The 17,226-nt window shown below is 69.9% G+C and carries 13 protein-coding genes and 3 pseudogenes; 14 read left to right on the top strand and 2 right to left on the bottom strand.

Going from position 1 to position 17,226, the window contains the following annotated elements:
• Nucleotides 1-136 precede the first annotated feature (136 nt).
• The 14 genes and pseudogenes from OHB04_RS06560 (at nucleotide 137) to OHB04_RS06495 (ending at nucleotide 15,055) form a co-directional block, all read left to right on the top strand.
• Nucleotides 137-865 carry a pectate lyase gene (locus OHB04_RS06560; protein ID WP_326686736.1) on the top strand — a complete coding sequence of 243 codons (729 nt, stop codon included), beginning with the start codon at nucleotides 137-139 and terminating at the stop codon, nucleotides 863-865.
• A gap of 368 nt (nucleotides 866-1,233) precedes the next feature.
• Nucleotides 1,234-2,076, top strand: a complete 843-nt coding sequence (locus OHB04_RS06555) for a glycoside hydrolase family 16 protein (protein WP_326692618.1) — start codon at nucleotides 1,234-1,236, stop codon at nucleotides 2,074-2,076.
• Nucleotides 2,077-2,891: 815 nt separating this feature from the next.
• Nucleotides 2,892-3,803 carry a creatininase family protein gene (locus tag OHB04_RS06550; RefSeq protein WP_326807006.1) on the top strand — a complete coding sequence of 304 codons (912 nt, stop codon included), beginning with the start codon at nucleotides 2,892-2,894 and terminating at the stop codon, nucleotides 3,801-3,803.
• Nucleotides 3,804-4,014: 211 nt separating this feature from the next.
• Nucleotides 4,015-4,443, top strand: a complete 429-nt coding sequence (locus OHB04_RS06545; RefSeq protein ID WP_326692617.1) for a BlaI/MecI/CopY family transcriptional regulator — start codon at nucleotides 4,015-4,017, stop codon at nucleotides 4,441-4,443.
• A 4-nt stretch (nucleotides 4,444-4,447) separates the two neighbouring features.
• Entirely contained in the window at nucleotides 4,448-5,398 is a 951-nt protein-coding gene (locus tag OHB04_RS06540; RefSeq protein ID WP_326807005.1) for a M56 family metallopeptidase, read from the top strand.
• A gap of 137 nt (nucleotides 5,399-5,535) precedes the next feature.
• Nucleotides 5,536-5,697, top strand: a pseudogene (locus OHB04_RS06535) (DUF4158 domain-containing protein); the annotation flags it as partial.
• 113 nt (nucleotides 5,698-5,810) lie between these two features.
• Nucleotides 5,811-6,692, top strand: a pseudogene (locus OHB04_RS41750) (tyrosine-type recombinase/integrase); the annotation flags it as partial.
• A gap of 54 nt (nucleotides 6,693-6,746) precedes the next feature.
• Nucleotides 6,747-8,944, top strand: a pseudogene (locus OHB04_RS41745) (Tn3 family transposase); the annotation flags it as partial.
• A 240-nt stretch (nucleotides 8,945-9,184) separates the two neighbouring features.
• Nucleotides 9,185-10,282, top strand: a complete 1,098-nt coding sequence (locus tag OHB04_RS06520; protein ID WP_326686731.1) for an NAD(P)/FAD-dependent oxidoreductase — start codon at nucleotides 9,185-9,187, stop codon at nucleotides 10,280-10,282.
• Entirely contained in the window at nucleotides 10,279-11,169 is an 891-nt protein-coding gene (locus OHB04_RS06515) for an RNA polymerase sigma-70 factor (protein ID WP_326686730.1), read from the top strand. The genes OHB04_RS06520 and OHB04_RS06515 overlap by 4 nt, the downstream gene beginning before the upstream one ends.
• A 401-nt stretch (nucleotides 11,170-11,570) precedes the next feature.
• The gene (locus OHB04_RS06510) at nucleotides 11,571-12,185 is read left to right on the top strand and encodes a recombinase family protein (protein WP_326686729.1); all 615 of its coding nucleotides are present in this window, start codon (nucleotides 11,571-11,573) and stop codon (nucleotides 12,183-12,185) included.
• 747 nt (nucleotides 12,186-12,932) lie between these two features.
• Nucleotides 12,933-13,295 carry a MarR family winged helix-turn-helix transcriptional regulator gene (locus OHB04_RS06505; protein ID WP_014173936.1) on the top strand — a complete coding sequence of 121 codons (363 nt, stop codon included), beginning with the start codon at nucleotides 12,933-12,935 and terminating at the stop codon, nucleotides 13,293-13,295.
• Nucleotides 13,292-14,725: an MFS transporter gene (locus OHB04_RS06500; protein WP_326686728.1), complete on the top strand. Its 1,434-nt coding sequence runs from the start codon at nucleotides 13,292-13,294 to the stop codon at nucleotides 14,723-14,725. The genes OHB04_RS06505 and OHB04_RS06500 overlap by 4 nt, the downstream gene beginning before the upstream one ends.
• Nucleotides 14,726-14,758: 33 nt before the next feature.
• Nucleotides 14,759-15,055, top strand: a complete 297-nt coding sequence (locus OHB04_RS06495) for a DUF1330 domain-containing protein (protein ID WP_326686727.1) — start codon at nucleotides 14,759-14,761, stop codon at nucleotides 15,053-15,055.
• A 53-nt stretch (nucleotides 15,056-15,108) separates the two neighbouring features.
• Here the strand turns inward: OHB04_RS06495 and OHB04_RS06490 are convergent, their stop codons facing one another.
• Together OHB04_RS06490 and OHB04_RS06485 are read right to left on the bottom strand one after the other, a co-directional pair.
• Nucleotides 15,109-16,086, bottom strand: coding sequence for a tyrosine-type recombinase/integrase (locus tag OHB04_RS06490; RefSeq protein WP_326807002.1), 978 nt, complete (start codon nucleotides 16,084-16,086; stop codon nucleotides 15,109-15,111).
• Nucleotides 16,087-16,357: 271 nt separating this feature from the next.
• Nucleotides 16,358-17,212: an N-acetyltransferase gene (locus OHB04_RS06485; RefSeq protein ID WP_326686725.1), complete on the bottom strand. Its 855-nt coding sequence runs from the start codon at nucleotides 17,210-17,212 to the stop codon at nucleotides 16,358-16,360.
• Nucleotides 17,213-17,226: the final 14 nt, after the last annotated feature.

Genomic DNA, 17,226 nt, shown 5'->3' with positions numbered 1-17,226 from the left:
CACCAGCAGGAGAAGGGAAAAACCGAACATGACATCACAAGGACAGGTACAGCGGCAGTCGCAGCCGCGGCGCCGCCGGATTCCCGCACGGCACACGCTGATCGGCGGGCTCGGCGCCCTCGGTCTTATGATTGGCATGATCACGACAGCTCATGCTCTGCCCACGGCCGACGCGGCCACCTGGCCGACCCCGAACGGCAGCGAAGGGGTCTCCAGGACCATCCCGGTCTCCGGCAGCAAGGACTACGGGATGAAGCGCCTCTACGGCACCGGGGACCTGGGCGGCGACGGCCAGGGCGAAGACCAGGGACCGATCCTGGAACTCGCGGACGGCGCGGTGCTGAAGAACGTCATCCTCGGCAAGCCCGCCGCCGACGGCATCCACTGCAAGGGCAGCTGCACGCTCCAGAACGTCTGGTGGGAGGACGTCGGCGAGGACGCCGCCACCTTCAAGGGCACGTCGTCGTCGGCGACGTACACCGTCTCCGGCGGTGGCGCGAAGGAAGCCAGCGACAAGGTGTTCCAGTTCAACGGCGCGGGGACGCTGAACATCTCCAACTTCGCGGTGCAGAACTTCGGCACCTTCATCCGCTCGTGCGGCAACTGCTCCAAGCAGTACAAGCGGACGATCAACCTCAACACCATCGAGGTGAACTGGAAGGGCGGCAAGATCGCCGGCATCAACACCAACTACGGCGACTCGGCCACGCTGCGCAAGATCACCGTCATCGGTGACAGCAGCAAGAAGATCGTCCCCTGCCAGAAGTACATCGGCAACGACAACGGTGACGAGCCGCCCACGAACGGCTCCGGCCCCGACGGCACTTACTGCAAGTACGCGGCATCGGACATCGCCTACAAGTGAGCCGACGTCCCTGCGGCCGGGCGGATCTGCCTTCTCGAAGGTCTGCCCGGCCCCTTGTCGCCCTTGCCGGGAGGATGCCCACGATGGCCCACTGATCGCGGGGCGAGTCCTCCGTGATCAGCCCCCGGCGCCGGAGACGACGAGTGCGGGGCGACGTGTGCCGTTTCTCCTTGAACTCATTCTGGTCTGGACCAAAGTCTTGACGACTTGATCTGGCGCGCTTACAACAAGTCGTGAAGGAAGTCCCGGGTCTGCCGCGCTGGTTGCGTGCATTCTCCGTCGACATCTTGTCATGTGCGCGCCCTACGTCCACTTCCCCCACGAAAGGACGGGCCGACGTGAGACTTTCCAGGCGAAGCCGCACCGCGATGTGCGGTGTGTCCCTGTTGTGCTGCGTTGCCGCCGCGCTGCTGCCCGCCACGGCATCGGCCGACGACGTCGGAAAAGACGCCAAGAGCTCCGGCAGCGGCACCAGAGCGGTCGTCTTCTCCGACGACTTCAACGGTCCGGCCGGCACTCCGGCCGACGGCGCCAAGTGGCAGACCGAGACCGGCGACAACGTCAACAACCACGAACGGCAGTACTACACTCCGGGCGCCAACAACGCCGCGCTCGACGGCAACGGCAATCTCGTCATCACCGCCCGCAAGGAGAACCCCGGCAACTACCAGTGCTGGTACGGCAAATGCGAGTACACCTCGGCACGGCTGAACACGGCGGGCAAGTTCACCCAGACCCACGGGCATGTCGAGGCGCGCATCAAAGTGCCGCGCGGCCAGGGCATGTGGCCGGCCTTCTGGATGCTCGGTGACGACATCGGAAGCGCCGGCTGGCCCGCCTGCGGCGAGATCGATGTGATGGAGAACGTCGGCTTCGAGCCCAGCACGGTGCACGGCACCCTGCACGGCCCCGGCTACTCCGGCTCGGGCGGCATCGGCGCCGGGTACACCCTGCCGGGCGGCGCGGCCTTCGCCGACGACTTCCACACCTTCGCCATCGACTGGTCCCCGGGCTCCGTCAAATGGTCGGTGGACGGAAACGTCTACCAGACGCGTACGCCCGCCGACGTCGGAGGCAACCCGTGGGTCTTCGACAAGCCCTTCTTCCTGATCCTCAACCTCGCCGTAGGCGGCTACTGGCCCGGAGACCCGGACGGCTCCACAAGCTTCCCGCAGCAGTTGACCGTTGATTACGTGCGGGTCACCACCTAGTGCCCCTCCCGGCAAGCTCTGCCCTGTCGCGTCGTCCGGCACGCACTCCCCCGAGCTCTCCGAGCAGGGGGTGCCCCCAGCGGCGTTGGCCAAAAGCCCTGGTGGCTCCTTCCCCAAGCTCTCAGCTTCTCCCCCGGCCTTCGGCCGGGAGGTGCCCCCAGAGCAGGGGAGACCCCGGTCAAGGACTTCCGGACGCCGTGCGATCGCACGCTCCCCCACGCTCGGCCCCGCTCGCGCGGGCGGTGCCCCCACGACGACGCTCCTTCCGGGCAAACACTGCCGGTCACGGCACTAGGACCGCCCCGCCGCCTCTCCGGTGCCCGCACCTCCGGTCGGGGGTGCGGGCACCGGATGAATGGTGGACTTGATCCCGCGGGGACGCTGTCGGACTGGGCGGCGACGCTCGTCGCGACGTTGCCCGGGTGGAAGGCGGCGGTGTAGGTGCCCTGACCCCCGCGCCGCTCGCCGGTTACCTCCAGAAGCTCCAGCAGCGGCAGGACGCCGTCGTCGCCGCTGCTCGAACGTGCCGAGGCAGTCGGCACACCCCGCGCCGCCGACGACCCGACGCCCCGCGCACTGACCGAAGCGGCGTTTGGATGCCTCGTGGCCGCGCAGCACTCCTGGCTCCCCTCCGGCGCGAAGAGCTCCCTCGCCGACGCCGTCGACCGCGCCATGGCCACGGTCGGCCCCCGCACCTGACACACGGTTGGGCCTGTGGCCTTCCTACAAAGCGCCGCCTGGGTCTCCGTCGGTGCCCGTGGTCGTGCGCGGTCTCCTGTGCACGCGAAGATCGCACCTGTGCACGCGAAGATCACATGCTGACCGGCACATCAGGCCGACCGGAACACCACCGGAACACCAATCACGGGGAGAGTCTTATGCAGGGCGGGTATTCAGTCTTCGCCGGGACGATGGCTGACCTTACGTACCCAGAGGTGGAGGCAGCAGCCGGTCGTGGGGCGTGTGTCCTGTTGCCCACCGGCGTCATCGAGCAGCACGGCCCCCACCTCCCGCTGGGCACGGATGCCTACGGTGCCTATCAGTTGTGCAGACTCGTGAAGAGCGAGCTTGAGCAGCACGAGGTGGAGGCGCTGATCGCACCGCCGGTGTACTGGGGGATCAACCAGGTGTCGGCGGCCTTCGGAGGAACGTTCCGCACCAGATACGAGACCGCCGTGGCGCTGCACACCGACATCCTGGATTCCCTGGCCACCGACGGGTTCCGCCGTATCTTCGTGATCAACCACCAGGGCGACATCGCACACAACCGGATGCTGCTGGAGGTCGTGCGGAGCCAGCACGAGAAGGGCAACACCGGAGTCGTCCTCATGGAACCCGACTTCATCGCCGACCGGCTGGGCGACGAGATCCCCACCTCCGCTCTGGCCTCCTTCGCCATGCAGCCGCTGTTCGAGGGATTGGAGATGACCGGCGAACTCGGTGTCCACGCCGAAGAGATCGAGAGCGCGCTGATGATGCGCTGGTTCCCCGAGGTCGTCGACTACGACGCCATGGCACAACTCAAGCCGACGGGGCTGAGCGCCGAGGATCTGGAGGAATGGCGGAAGGGTGGAAGGCACGCCCGCCGGGTCACGCCCCAGGGCTACTTCGGCGCACCCAGCCCCCGCGACCCCTTCCTGTGGCGGTTCCACCAGCGCATGGCCGCCGCCATGGCGGACATCGTGTTCGCCGCCCTCGGCGCCGGTCCGCACCGGGACCACGGATAGGGAACGCCACGGGCAGGGCGGTGCCGGACGCTTTCGCTGCGGAGGCGTTCCGGACACCGGAACGCCCGAACTGATCGTTCCGCAAGGGGCGTGGCGCGGCGTGCAAAGGGGGTGTGCACGACCCACTTCACGTGCGGCTCTGTCACCGGCGGTGAGTAGGATCGGCACCGGCGTGAACGGCGCAGGTGAACCATGGAGGGAGGCGACGGCCGTGGCGGGCAGCGGTGCGGACCACCACGAGCGCAGGGCCGGCGGGCGCCGGCGGGGCCAGGGCCAGCTGGAGGCCCAGGTGCTGACCGTGCTGGGCACGGCATCCGGCCCGGTGACGGCCACCTGGGTCCAGCAGCGGCTCGGCGGCGATCTGGCCTACACCACGGTCGTCACCATCTTGACCAGACTGCACGCCAAGCAGGCCGTCACCCGTACCCGTGAGGGCCGTTCGTACGTCTGGAGCCCGGTCGCCGACGAGGCCGGGCTGGCCGCGCTGCGCATGCGCCGGGTCCTGGACAGCGAGACGGACAGGGACGCGGTGCTCGCCAGCTTCGTCTCCTCCCTCAGCCCTGATGACGAGCGGCTGATGAGGGAGCTGCTGAGAGCCGCCGAGGACGAGCAGGCGCCGCCGGAGGGCGGGGAGGGCTGAGCAAATGGGGGTCTTCGTCTTCCTGCCGCTCGTCCTGCCGCTGTCCGCGCTCCCGATCGTGCGCGTGGCCGCGCAGCACCTCCACCCCCGCAGCGCCACCCGGCTGCTGACCGCGCTCGGCTGCGTCCTGGCGCTGTGCAGCACACTGTGCCTGGTGCTGCTGATGGTCGTCGGCACGGCGCAGCTGCCGGGCAACCCGCTCCCGGACGGCTGGGCCGACCCGGAGGTGCGCGCCGTGGTGCCGTACGCCGGCGTCACCGGCACCACCGCCATCGCGGCGCTGGCCCTGGTCGTGGCCGTCTGCTGGCTGACCGTCCACCGCCACCGGCGGGTACGGGCCCGCGTGCACGAGGCGCTGGCCGGGCTCCCCGCCGGGCCCGACGACGGGGACCTGACGGTCCTCCCGGACGCCGAGCCGTATGCCTACGCGCTGCCCGGTACCTCGCGCGCACCCGGCCGCGTGGTGGCCTCGACGGGCATGCTGGGCGCGCTCGACGAGGACGAGGGTGCGGCTCTGCTGGCGCACGAACGCGCGCATCTGAGGGGCCGTCACCACCGCTGTCTGCTGGCCACCCGGCTCGCGGGCTGTGCCAATCCGCTGCTGCTCCCGCTGCGCGAGGCCGTCGCCTACAACGCCGAGCGGTGGGCGGACGAGGAGGCGGCGCGGGCCGTCGGCGACCGCAGGCTGACGGCCCGCGCCGTCGCCAGGGCCGCGCTGCTCACCCCGGAGGGTCCGCCCCTGCCGGGGGTCCCCGCGTTCGCCGCCGGTCCGGTGCCGCGCCGGGTCGCCGCGCTGCTGGAGCCGGTGCCGCCGTCCCGGGGCTGGCCACCGGCCGCCAGCAGGGCGGGGCTCGCCGCGTATCTGGCGGCGGCGGGCACCACGGTCTCGGCCGCCTCCTCCCTCAACGCGGCCCTGGCGCTCTTCCTCGTCCTGAAGGCGGCCACCCCGCTGTGAGGTGGCAACCCAGGGGTTGAGGAACATCCGTGTCAGATCGTGCGCTAAGCCTTCGCGGCCCTGATCGGCGCTTTGACCTGGGCTGATCGTACGGCGGAGCCTTCGTGGGTCGATGTTGTCGATCTTCGGAGGCCATGGTGGCGGTCGAGTTCTTGCCGGATCAACAGGCAGCCCAGTACGCGGCGTTCAACGGAGTGCCGTCTCGTGCGGAGCTGGAGCGGTATTTCTTCCTGGATGACTCGGATCTGGAGAAGGTGCAGGCCAAGCGGCGTGCGCACAACCGGCTCGGGTTCGTTATCTGGAGTCGCTGAGGCCCTGTCCATCACGTCCAGCACGTACGGGTGAAGCCCCCTCTGCCCCGTCCTGGATGGGATTACCTTCCGTCATCCACCACGGATGAACGGGAGGTTCCATGCGGGTACAGCGCGTGCTGATGCCGGACTCGGAGACCGAGTCGTGGACCGTGCTCGGAGACGACCACGTGGCCGTCGCGCCGATCGAGCGCTACCTGGCCTACCTGGCCTGGGGCGAGAAGTCACCGAACACGGTCAAGGCGTACGCCCACGATCTGAAGGACTGGTTCGTCTACCTGACCGGCTGCGGGCTGGACTGGCAGTCGGTGACGCTGGAGGACGTCGCAGGGTTCGTGGGCTGGCTGCGGCTGCCGCCGCAGGCCCGGGACGGAAAGGTCACGGTGCTGCCCACGGCAGACCACCACTGCGCGGAGTCCAGCGTGAACCGCAAGCTCGCCGCGCTCTCGTCGTTCTGCGAGTTCCACACCCGCCACGGGGTGCCGCTCGGCGACCTGATGGTGACGATGCGGCCCGCCGGCCGCCGTGGCCGTGGCAGTTCCTACAAGCCGTTCCTGGAGCACATCGCCAAGAGCCGTCCGCAGAAGGCCCGCACGATCCGGCTGCGGCAGCCGCCGCGGCGACCGGTCGTGCTCTCTGCCGGGGACGCCCAGGCGGTGCTGGACGGGTGCGAGCATCTGCGGGACCGGCTGCTGTTCGCGCTGCTGCTGGACACCGGGCTGCGGATCGGCGAGGCCCTGGGCCTGCGGCACGAGGACATCGCGCTGGCCGAGCGGCAGGTGAGCGTCATCCCGCGGCCGAACGCGAATCGGGTGCGGGCGAAGTCGGGCCGCTCACGGGAGGTCCCGGCCAGCGCGGAGCTGATGCGGCTGTATGCCGACTACCTCAACCGCGAGTACGGTGCCCTCGACTCGGACTACGTGTTCGTCAACCTCTGGGGCCGCCCGCACGGCCGTCCACTCACCTACTCCGCGGTCTATGACCTGGTGGAACGGCTGCGCCGCCGCACCGGCATCGACTTCGAGCCGCACCAGTTCCGGGCGACGGACAAGGACTGGGTGGCGGTCCGGCCCCGGGTGGCGAAGGCATCCCGCATGGTCAACGGCGTGTTCCGGCTGTGGAGCGAGCAGCTGGACCTGATCGCCGAGCACGGCACCGACTTCGATGCGGGGGCGATGTGGCGGGCGTTGGAGACGGAGATCGGTCCACGCGAGGAGGTCGAGACCGCCGCGGCGCTGCTGGATGAGCTGCTGCCGCCGGGCGCCGACGAGACCGAGGTGGAGATGCGGCGCCTGCTGGCCACCCGTTACAACACTGTCCGCCCGTTCCTGTCCCTGCTCGGGGAGTCGTCGGCGCTGGGGGCGGCCTCCGGCGGCAAGCGGGTCCTGGAGGGGGTGAAGCGGCTGCCGGCGCTCGCGCGGCGGAAGGGGAAGGTCAAGCCGTTGCTGCCGCGCGAGATCGACCAGAAGCTGGTGCCGGCCGCGTGGAAGCGGGCGGTGTACTCCAACCCGGAGCTGCCCGAGGGGGCGGTGGACCGCGACGCGTACGTGGTGTGCGTGCTGGAGCAGTTGTACCGGGCGCTGAACCGGCGGGACGTGTTCGCAGCGCCGTCGAACCGCTGGTCGGACCCGAGGGCGCGGCTGCTGGACGGCAGGCAGTGGGAGGCCGTAGCCGAGGACGTCCTGCACGGTCTGAGCCTGGACGAGCCGGTCGAGGAGCACCTCGCCGGGCGGGTGCCGCGCTTTGGACGCGGCATGGCAGCTGATGGCCGAGCGGCTGGAGGAGGCCGGGCAAGACGCGAAGCTCAGCTTCGAGATCCAGCCCAACGGGCGGCTGAAGCTGAACGTGGACCGCCTGGGCGCGGTGGGCGAATCCAAGTCGCTGCGCTGGCTGCGCCAGACCACCGCGGCGATGCTCCCGAAGATCGACCTACCGGACCTGCTGTTCGAGGTCGATTCCTGGACCGGGTTCCTGGACGCCTTCGTGCACTTGGGCGACGGGCGCACCCGCATGGAGAATCTGAAGACCTTCCCTGGTGGCGCTGCTGGTCGCCGAGGCGTGCAACATCGGTTTCACCCCCGTTATCGACGCGAACGACGAGGCGTTGACCCGGGGCCGACTGGTGCACGTCGACCAGTACTACCTGCGGGCGGACACCATCGCCGAGGCGAACGCCCGCCTGATCGAGGACCAGGCCCGGGTTCCGATCGTGGAGCACTGGAGTGAGGGCCTGCTCGCTTCCGTCGACGGGCTGCGGTTCGTCGTACCGAAGCGGACCATCAACGCCGGTCCCTCGCCGAAGTACTACCACTTCAAACGCGGCATCACCTGGCTGAACGCCGTGAACGACCAGGTCGCGGGCATCGGGCAGATGGTCGTGCCCGGTACCCCGCGCGACTCCCTGCACATCCTGGACACCCTGCTGAACCTGGACGCCGGGGTGAAGCCGGAGATGGTCGCCACGGACAACGCCTCGTACTCCGACATGGTGTTCGGCCTGTTCTCCATGCTCGGCTACAACTTCTCTCCCCGCTTCCGTGACCTGGCGGACCAGCGGTTCTGGCGTGCGGAGATGCCCGGCGTCGCCACCGGTGGCTACGGGCCGCTGGAGGCCCTGGCCCGGAACCGGGTGAACCTGAACAAGGTGGTCACGCACTGGCCGGACATGCTGCGGGTGGCCGGCTCCCTGGTGACGGGGCAGGTCCGCGCGTACGACCTGCTGCGGATGTTCGGTCGAGAGGGACGGCCCACGCCGATGGGGCAGGCGTTCGCGGAGTACGGGCGGATCGCCAAGACGCTGCACCTGCTGCGCGTGGTCGACCCGGTCGACGACACCTACCGGCGTCAGATGAACCGGCAGCTCACCGTGCAGGAGTCCCGCCACAAGCTCGCCCGGGACATCTGCCACGGCAAGCGCGGTCAGATCATGCAGGCGTACCGCGAGGGCCAGGAGGACCAGCTCGGCGCGCTCGGTCCGGTCCTGAACGCCGCCGTGCTGTGGACGATCCGCTACCTGGACGCCGCCGTCGAGCAGTTGCGGGCGCTGCCCGCCGACCAGCGCGAGCACTACGTCCTGGACGAGGACGTCGCCCGGCTCTCCCCGCTCAAGCACGCCAACCTCAACTGCCTGGGCCGCTACAGCTTCCGCGCCACCGTCCCGGCCGGCGGGGGCCTGCGCCCGCTGCGCGACCCGGCCGCCGTCGACATCGAAGAGGTCGACGGCACAGAAGACTGAGCCGGGACCACCAGCCGCGGAATGGCCAGGCATCCAGGCGGAGGCCGGCACGGTACACGCCTGGGCGGATCCGACGGCTGTGAGGGCGTATCCAGCCTGGTGAGGGCTTTGGTGGACGGTTGGTGTGTTCGTCGGCGAGGCGGAAGCTTCGTGAGTGATGCAGGTCACTCGAATTGCCCGTCACAACCGCGAGGCGGGCTGCATCCCGTGTGTGAACTGCTTGCACAACGGGAGGCACACATGAGGGTCCTGGTGGTGGGAGCCGGCTACGCGGGGACGATCGCGGCGAACCGGCTGGCCAAGAAGGTGAAGGCAGCGGAGATCACGGTGATCAACCCCCGTCCGGACTTCGTCGAGCGGGTGCGGCTGCACGAGCAGATCGCCGGGACCGGAGCCGCGGCGACCCCGCTGACGTCGATGCTGAGCGAAGGGGTAGCAACGCGGATGGGCACCGTCGACAAGATCGGCGACGGCCAGGTCACTCTCGGCGACGGGGCGGGTCTCGGCTTCGACTACCTGTTCCTCGGGGTGGGCAGCACGGCCGCACCGCTGCCGGGCACCGTCCCGGTAGGGACCTGGGAGGGCGCGGAGGAGGCGCGGACCGCGCTGGCCGGGCTGCCCGGCGGAAGGGCGGTCACCGTCATCGGTGGCGGGCTGACGGGCATCGAGACGGCATCCGAGATCGCCTTCAGCCGACCCGACCTCCGCGTGCGGATCGTGGGACAGACAATCGCCGCGAGCCTGTCGGCAGGAGGGCAGAAGCGTGTGCGCACCGGCCTGGACCGCTTGAACGTGGAGGTCGTGGAGGACTCCGTGGCGCGGATCGACCCCGGCGCCGGGGAAGGAGGAGGTGACATAGTGCGTCTCCACTCGCGCCGGCACTTCACCTCCGGCCTCACGCTGTGGGCGATCATCGGCAGCGTGCCCGACCTGGCCGCCCGCAGTGGACTTGAGGTGGATGCCGACGGGCGTGCGGTGGTCGACGAGCATCTGCGCAGCGTGACCGACCCACGGATCTTCGTCGTCGGCGACTGCGCGGCGGTTCCCGGCTCTCGAGCGGCCTGCGCAACGGCCATGCCCCAGGGCGCACACGCAGCGGATACGCTGGCACGGATGATCCAAGGCCGTAAGCCCAGGCCCTACTCCATGGGGTACACCGGACAGGCGTTGAGCCTGGGCCGGCGCGACGGACTGCTGCAGGTCAATCGCAGGAACGACACCGTGCGCCGGCTCTACTTCGCCGGGCGCACCGCGGCCGTGACCAAAGAGCGAGTCTGTCGCTACGCGAAGTTCGGCGCCCGCACCGCCACCTACGCCTGGCTGCGGGGCTCGAAGTGACCGAGCAGCCGGATCCCGCGGACGAGTTCACCACGCACAAAGCTCTGCTGTTCTCGATCGCCTACGAGATCCTCGGGTCGGTGGCCGACGCCGAAGACGTCCTGCAGGACAGCTACCTGCGGTGGCAGTCGGTGAACCACACCTCGGTGGAGAACGCGCGGGCCTATCTGGCGCAGATCGTCACCCGGCAGGCGCTCGGCGTACTGCGGTCGGCCGTCCGCCGCCGGGAGGAGTACGTGGGGCCGTGGCTGCCCGAGCCGCTGGTGACCGACGCTGCCGACGACGCGCCCGATGGCATTGACCATGTGCTCACGGGCGAGGCCGTGACCACCGCGATGCTGCTGGTTCTGGAGGCCCTGACCCCTACCCAGCGCGCGGTGTTCGTGTTGCGCGAGGTGTTCGGCTTCGACTATGCGGAGATCGCCGCCGCGGTGGGCAAGTCCGAGGCCGCGGTGCGGCAGTTGAACCAGCGCGCCCGCGACAGCGTGCGCGCGAGGCGACACACCGCGGTCGCCACCCCTGCTGAGGCATGGCCGGTCGCCGAGCGGTTCCTGGCGGCGGCCGCGACCGGTGACGTCCAGGGCCTCATGGACCTGCTTGCACCCGATGTGGTGTTCCTGGCTGACGGCGGCGGGGTCGTGAACGCGGTGCGGCGCCCTGTGGTCGGGCCGGACAAGGTGGCCAGGCTGCTTCTCGGGCTCCTGGACAAGGGCGCCCGCATGGGCGAACTCGACGTCCGTATCGGCGCCTTCAACGGGATGCACTCCGTCGTGGTGATCATCGACGGCGAACTGGATCAGGTGACCTCGTTCGAGATCCGCCGCGGTGTCGTGACGGCCGTCTACTGCGTCCGCAACCCGGAGAAGCTCACGTCGGTCAAGGTGTGACCCGCGCGCCTTCAAGGCCAAGATCACGGTTGGGATGGGGACTCGGGCAATGCCCAACGTCCCCGTCTCGCCCTCTCACAAATGACCAGTTGCGAGAGTTCTGAGCACGGCCCGGAGTCGATCACGTTTTCGCAGGTCGCCATTCGCAGAAGTCCTCTCAAAACCTGCGTGTTGTGCGAGATAGTTCTGACAGGCTGCCGGGGTGGATCTGACGCCCGATCAAGCCGCAATCGTGGCAGAACGAAACGACTGTCCGAAGTGCGAAGCCCCGGTCGGCAGTCCCTGCCGCACCCGCGGCGGGAAGACCGCGAGAAGTACCACACGGCCCGCTTCATCCTCGTGCCCGCGCTCCGCGAGGAGCTCGACGTCCTCGTGTCCGAGGACCGTGGGCCGGGGCGGCCGTGGAAACCGGGCCCGCCCGTCGAGGCGGCGCCGGCCGCCGCGTCCACGAACTCAAGCGCCTGGCCCGCAACGCTGCCGAGCTGATGACCCTGTCAAATCAGCTCCAGACCGCCGGCGTCCAGCTCGAACTCCTCACCGGCCCCCTCACCGGCATCTACGACCCCAACGGCATGGGCGCCATGTTCTTCGCCGTCTTCGCCGTCGCGGCCCAGCTCGACCGCAACTACATCAGGGAGAAGACCCTGGAGGGCCAGCACGCCGCCGCGAACAAGGGCAACCACGGCGGACGGCCGAAGGTCATCGACGACGACATGCTGCTGTTCGCCCGCGCGCTCAAGGACAAGGGTGTGCCCGTCCCGTCGATCGCCAAAAAGCTGACGATCAAGACCGGGAAGAACGCCGGACAACACCCCTCCGTCGCCTCCGTCTACCGCGCACTCGCCGAAGCCGAGGAGACCGACGCACCAGCCGGGCCGGACATCATCGCCCCACGCCGGCCGAACCGGGTGGACCTCACCGGTCCCGGCAGCGGAACCGACCCCGAGCTGATGGAACGCCTCACCCGGCAAGCCCTCAACGGGGACACGGCTCCAACTGCTGGCACAGGCCCGTGACGAGGAAACGCCGAGTGATCCCGGCGCAGCCACACCGTCGGCGAAGCCGCATGCCTGACGAGCTTGTTGCCGCAGCCGGGTTCCGCGCTACGGTCCGAGGGGCAGTGCTTTCGCCTCTTTGACTCGGTTGCGGTAGGGGTAGCGGAGACCGACCTTCCCTTGTCCTGCTCAACGAATTTGGAGCAGTCGCACTTGGTGCAGGAGCCCTGATGAGCGTTGGGGAGGTGCCAACAGGATGCGCACGCATGGTTCTGGTGCCTGACGATGACGCCCGTGCCCACGTATCCGCACCAGCACTCGTTTGGCGCCTTGGCCTGTCTCGCTTGTCTTGCCGTCACCCACGCATGTTCGCACTCTCTGTGAGCGGCTGTAAGGGACGCGTCGTGGGGCGCAGTATCCGACCAGACGTCCGGGGTGGCGCGATCAAGATCAAGTGCTTAGCGCTAATGGCTGCTCCATTGTTCCCCGAGGCCGGGTCAGGCGTGCTGGACGTGCGTCTTCGCGAGGCCGCGGTAGCGGCACCGGCGTCCGCGGTGGCCGTCCACGAACTCCTCGATGCTGCCCTCGGCCCCCGAGCGCTGCCCGTAGAGCCAGCCGGCGACAGTCGACCATTTCCATAGACTATGAATATAAAATTGCTATGCTTCGCGCATGAGTCGTCAAGACACCGCTCCTGGCGCGTCCGCCGCCATCGGGGCAGCCCTCTACGGCCTGGCCACCGGGGCCGCGAGACGCCTGCCCCGGGACATGAGCCTGACGTCCGCCGCCACCCTGGCCACCCTGGACCGGACCGGCCCGCGGCGCATCACCGATCTGGCCGCGGTCGAGGGCGTCACCCAGCCCGCGATGACCGCCCTGGTCCGAGTGATGGAGGAGTCCGGCCTGGTCGAGCGGCGGGGCGACGCGTCCGACAAGCGGGTCACGCTGGTATGCCTGACCGAGGCCGGCGCCTCCTATGTCCGGACGCGGCGCCAGGCGGGCGTCCACGCGTTCGAGCGGTTGATCGGTGAGCTCACCGGCGACGAGGTCGAGGCGCTGGTGGCGGCCCTTCCGGCGCTGAAGCATCTGGCAGAGCTCGAAAGCCAGGACCGCGAAGGGCCGAAGCAGTGACCGGGCAGCCGGTCGGCGGGGTCGCGGTGAAGGCGTTCCCGGTGGCACGTTCCGAGGCGCGGCTGCTGGTCCCCGCCCTGATGTTCATCGCTCTGGTCGTGGCGGCGGTCGCCAGCCTCGGGGCGCCGCTCATCACCAGCGTGGCGACCTCGTTCCACGTTTCGCTGGGCAGCGCGCAGTGGACGCTGACCGTCGCGCTGCTCAGTGGCGCCGTCGCCACGCCGGTCCTGGGCCGGCTCGGAGCCGGCCCGCACCGTCGGGCCACGATCCTCGCCACGCTGGCGGTCGTCGTCGCCGGCAGCGCGCTCACCGTGCTGCCGCTGCCGTTCGCGTGGCTGCTGGCCGGCAGGGCGGCCCAGGGTGTCGGGCTCGGGCTGACGGCGCTGATGATGGGCGTGGCCCGGGACCACCTCCCCGAGGAGCGCAGCGCGGCCGTGATCGCCCTGATCTCGGTGGTCTCGATCATCGGGGCCGGCGTCGGCTACCCGCTGGCCGCACTGCTCGCCGAACTCGGCGGGGTGCGGGCCGCCTACGGCCTCGGCCTGGTCATCACCGCCGCCGCCCTCCTGACCGCGTGGCGCTCCATGCCCGAAGCCCCCGAAGGCCGCTGCGCCCACGTGGACGTGTCAGGCGCGGTCGTCCTGGCCGCTGCGCTGCTCCTGGTGCTGTTCCTCGCCGGCGAACGGAATCTGTGGAGCCGGCACCTCGCCGTGGCGGCGGGCCTCGCCGGCGTCGCGGTGGTGCTGCTCTGCGTCTGGGCCGTCATCGAGCTGCGCAGCACGACGCCCCTGGTCGATGTGCGGGCGGTGCGGCACCCGGCGGTCGCCGGGGCGAACCTCGCCATGTTCGTCGGCGGGATCGGCATGTACCTCCTGCTCACGCTCATCACCCGGTACGCGCAGACGCCGCACGGCGCCGGCTACGGCTTCGGGCTGACGACCTTCGTCGCCGGGCTGGTCCTCATCCCGTTCTCGGTGCTGGGGTTCGTCGCCGGCAAGCTCACGCCGCGGGTCCGGACGCGGATCGCCGACCCCCTGCTCCTGGCCGGCAGCGCCGTCGTGGTCGGCGGCGGGTTCGCCCTGTTCGCGGCGGCCCGGTCGGACCTGGCCGAACTGTTCGTGGCGATGGGCGTGCTCGGCTTCGGCGTCGGCGGCTTCTCGGCCACGATGCCTGGCGTCATCCTGGCCGTCACCCCCAAGAGCGAGACGTCGAGCGCCATGAGCTTCAACTACGTCGTCCGCAGCGTCGGGTACTCCCTGGGCAGCGCCATCGGCGGCCTGATCCTCGCCGCGGGCACCGGCCCCGGCCACCTCTTCCCCGACGACAGCGCCTACACCACCGCGGCCCTGGTCGGCGTCGCCGCGATGGCGATCACAACGCTGACAAGCCTCGCCCTCGCCCGCCGACGCCCACCCGAGACCAACCCGTAAGTCACATGCACTCATTCCAACACTGGAGGTTCCATGCCCAAGGGCTACTGGGTCAGCGTCTACCCCACCATCGAGGACCCCGAGAGGCTTGATGTCTACAACGAACTGGCAGGTCTAGCCGTCGCGGCAGCGGGCGGGCGGGTGCTCGCCAGCATCGGCAGCCGGGTCGACGCACACGAAGCCGGAATCGCCGAGCGCGTCGTCCTGATCGAGTTCGACAGCTTCGAACAGGCCGTCGCCGCACGCGCGAGCGCGGCCTACCAGGAGGCGCTCGCCGAACTCCCCGACGGCTTCGAGCGCGACTTCCGCATCATCGAAGGCCTCGACTGACCGAGGTCCAGTCGGATCTTCACTGAAGCTCAACTTGACTGCCGCTGACGAGGTCAGCGCCGACTGTCTCCAGGGGCAAGCAAGCTGGTGACCTCGGCGATTGCCTCCGCCGAGGGGTGGAAATAGCGCCGTACGTTCTCCGGCTTCTTGTGCCGTGACTTGGCCATAAGCATCGGCAGGCTGGCTCCGGCCTCGCCGAGATGAGTGAGCCCGGAGTGGCGCCATTCGTGCAGGTCCCAGCCCGCGCCCTGCACGCCGGCGAGTGCCGTATGAGCGTCGAGCATGGCGCGAGCCTGCCCGTACGACAGCCGCGCGAGTCCGGTGTCCGGGCAGACGTCGCGCGGCCTGACGACCTTGCCGGGGCCCGGCTTGCGGTGGGTGACGAACACCGGCGCGCGGGTGCGGCCCTTGATCAGGCGGGGCAGAAGACGGGCGGCGCCAGCGTCCCAGAACACAGTCTCCAGCACGAAGTCCTCGCGCGGGGCGCCCCGGCGCCGGGTGCGAGGCCGGGCGCCCTTCGGCTTCACCGGGGCTCGGCGGCCGGCCAGGTCCAGCTCCTCAATGTTGACGCCGAGGACCTCCTCCGCCCGCGCACACGTCTCATACAGCATCCGCCACAGAGTCTTCTCCCGAAGATGGACGTCACGGCGGGCGATCAGCCGGTCGATCGCCATCTTTGACCTGGCCGGGGTATCGGAGTCCGGTGGGGGCAGCCGCTTCGTCCAGGCCGGGACCACAGGGCCGTCGTAGCCGCGTTCGGCGCACCAGCCCAGCCAGGAAAGCACCGCCGCGCGACGGGCGTTCCAGGTGTTGACCGCCGCGCTGCCCCACAACTGTTCCAGGGCCTCGCCGATCTCGTCATCCGCGATCGTCGCGAGCGGCCGGTTCTCGCCGAGGCGTTCGGCGGTCTTGCCGATCCCGGTGCTGTAGCTGCGGAGGGTGTTCGGGTTGTCGAGCGAGTCGAGGAACGTGTCTGCGGCGATCCGTACGGTCAGCGCCTTCCCGGCGGGCAGTCGTACGACGGTGGGCACCGCTTCCCCCTTGCCACAGATAACAGGGTCGCTTCGTGCACGGCCCCGCAGACGTCGCCGCAGGCCGCGATCAGTGATGGCACAGATAATAGGGTGTTATCTGTGGGGCGACTTCAGACCGGTCCGTTCACCGACGCTCCGTCAGCCGTCCACCAGGGCCGACGAAGGCTTAGCGCACGATCTGACACGGATGTTCCTCAACCCCCAACCCCGCTCTGCGGTGGCCGCTCTGCCCCTGAGATGGCCGCCCGGCTGAGGCGACCGCCCGGCTTCAAGGGTGTGCGGGGAAGCGTTCCGCGGAGTGGATCACCCACACGTTGGGCTCGGTGTAGCGGGCCGTTCTGCCGTCGGGCAGCAACTCCAGCGGGGAGAGCGCGCCCTCGATCGTCCCGTCGCCCGCCGGGGGAAGCGAGGCCCCCCACGCGGCCCAGTCCTCCAGCGGCGCCTCCATCACCGTGGAGGCCGTCGCGACGCCCGCCACCCGGCCCCCGGCCCGCACATGGGCGCGCAGCCAGGGGTCGGCCGGGAGTCCGTCGGTCCGCACCCGGCGCATGTACTCGCCCATCGGCACCTGCGGGCAGGCGGCCTTGAGCGTGGGCCGCACCGGTGCGAGAACGGCCCGCAGCTCCAGCAGGGAGGCGAGGGCGCGCGCGAGCGCGATGGCGGCGGCGCCCAGACCGATGCCGCGCGCGGCGGGCAGCAGGCTCAGCGACATCATGGCCAGCGTGTCCGGGGCGTGCCCCGCACGCAGCCCCTCGACGGCACGCCGCATCAGATCGTCCCAGCCGCCCGGCAGCCCCCGTCCGCCGCCCGGCAGCCCCCTTGCGATGCCCGGCAGCCCGTCCGCGCCGCCGTCCGTGAAGACGGGTGCCGTATCCAGCCACCCCAGCAGCCGCCCGGACCCCGGCTCGGCGAGCAGGAGTTGGGAATAGGGCCACAGTTCGCCGAGCGGACGGTAGAGCCGCATGCTGGGCGCGGCGAACAGGAAGCGGGGCCACAGCGGCTCGTAGGAGACCTGCGCCGCGAGCCGGGGCGCCTCGGACGGGAGCGCGACCTCGCAGGAGCTGGTGGACAGCAGGTGTACGAGCCGTGCCGGTTCAATTACCGTGAGTCGCTTTCTGGTCACGTTAAGCGACCTTA

This window comes from Streptomyces sp. NBC_01775, assembly GCF_035917675.1.
Lineage (GTDB): Bacteria > Actinomycetota > Actinomycetes > Streptomycetales > Streptomycetaceae > Streptomyces.
This window is presented reverse-complemented; position numbering and strand designations above follow the sequence as displayed.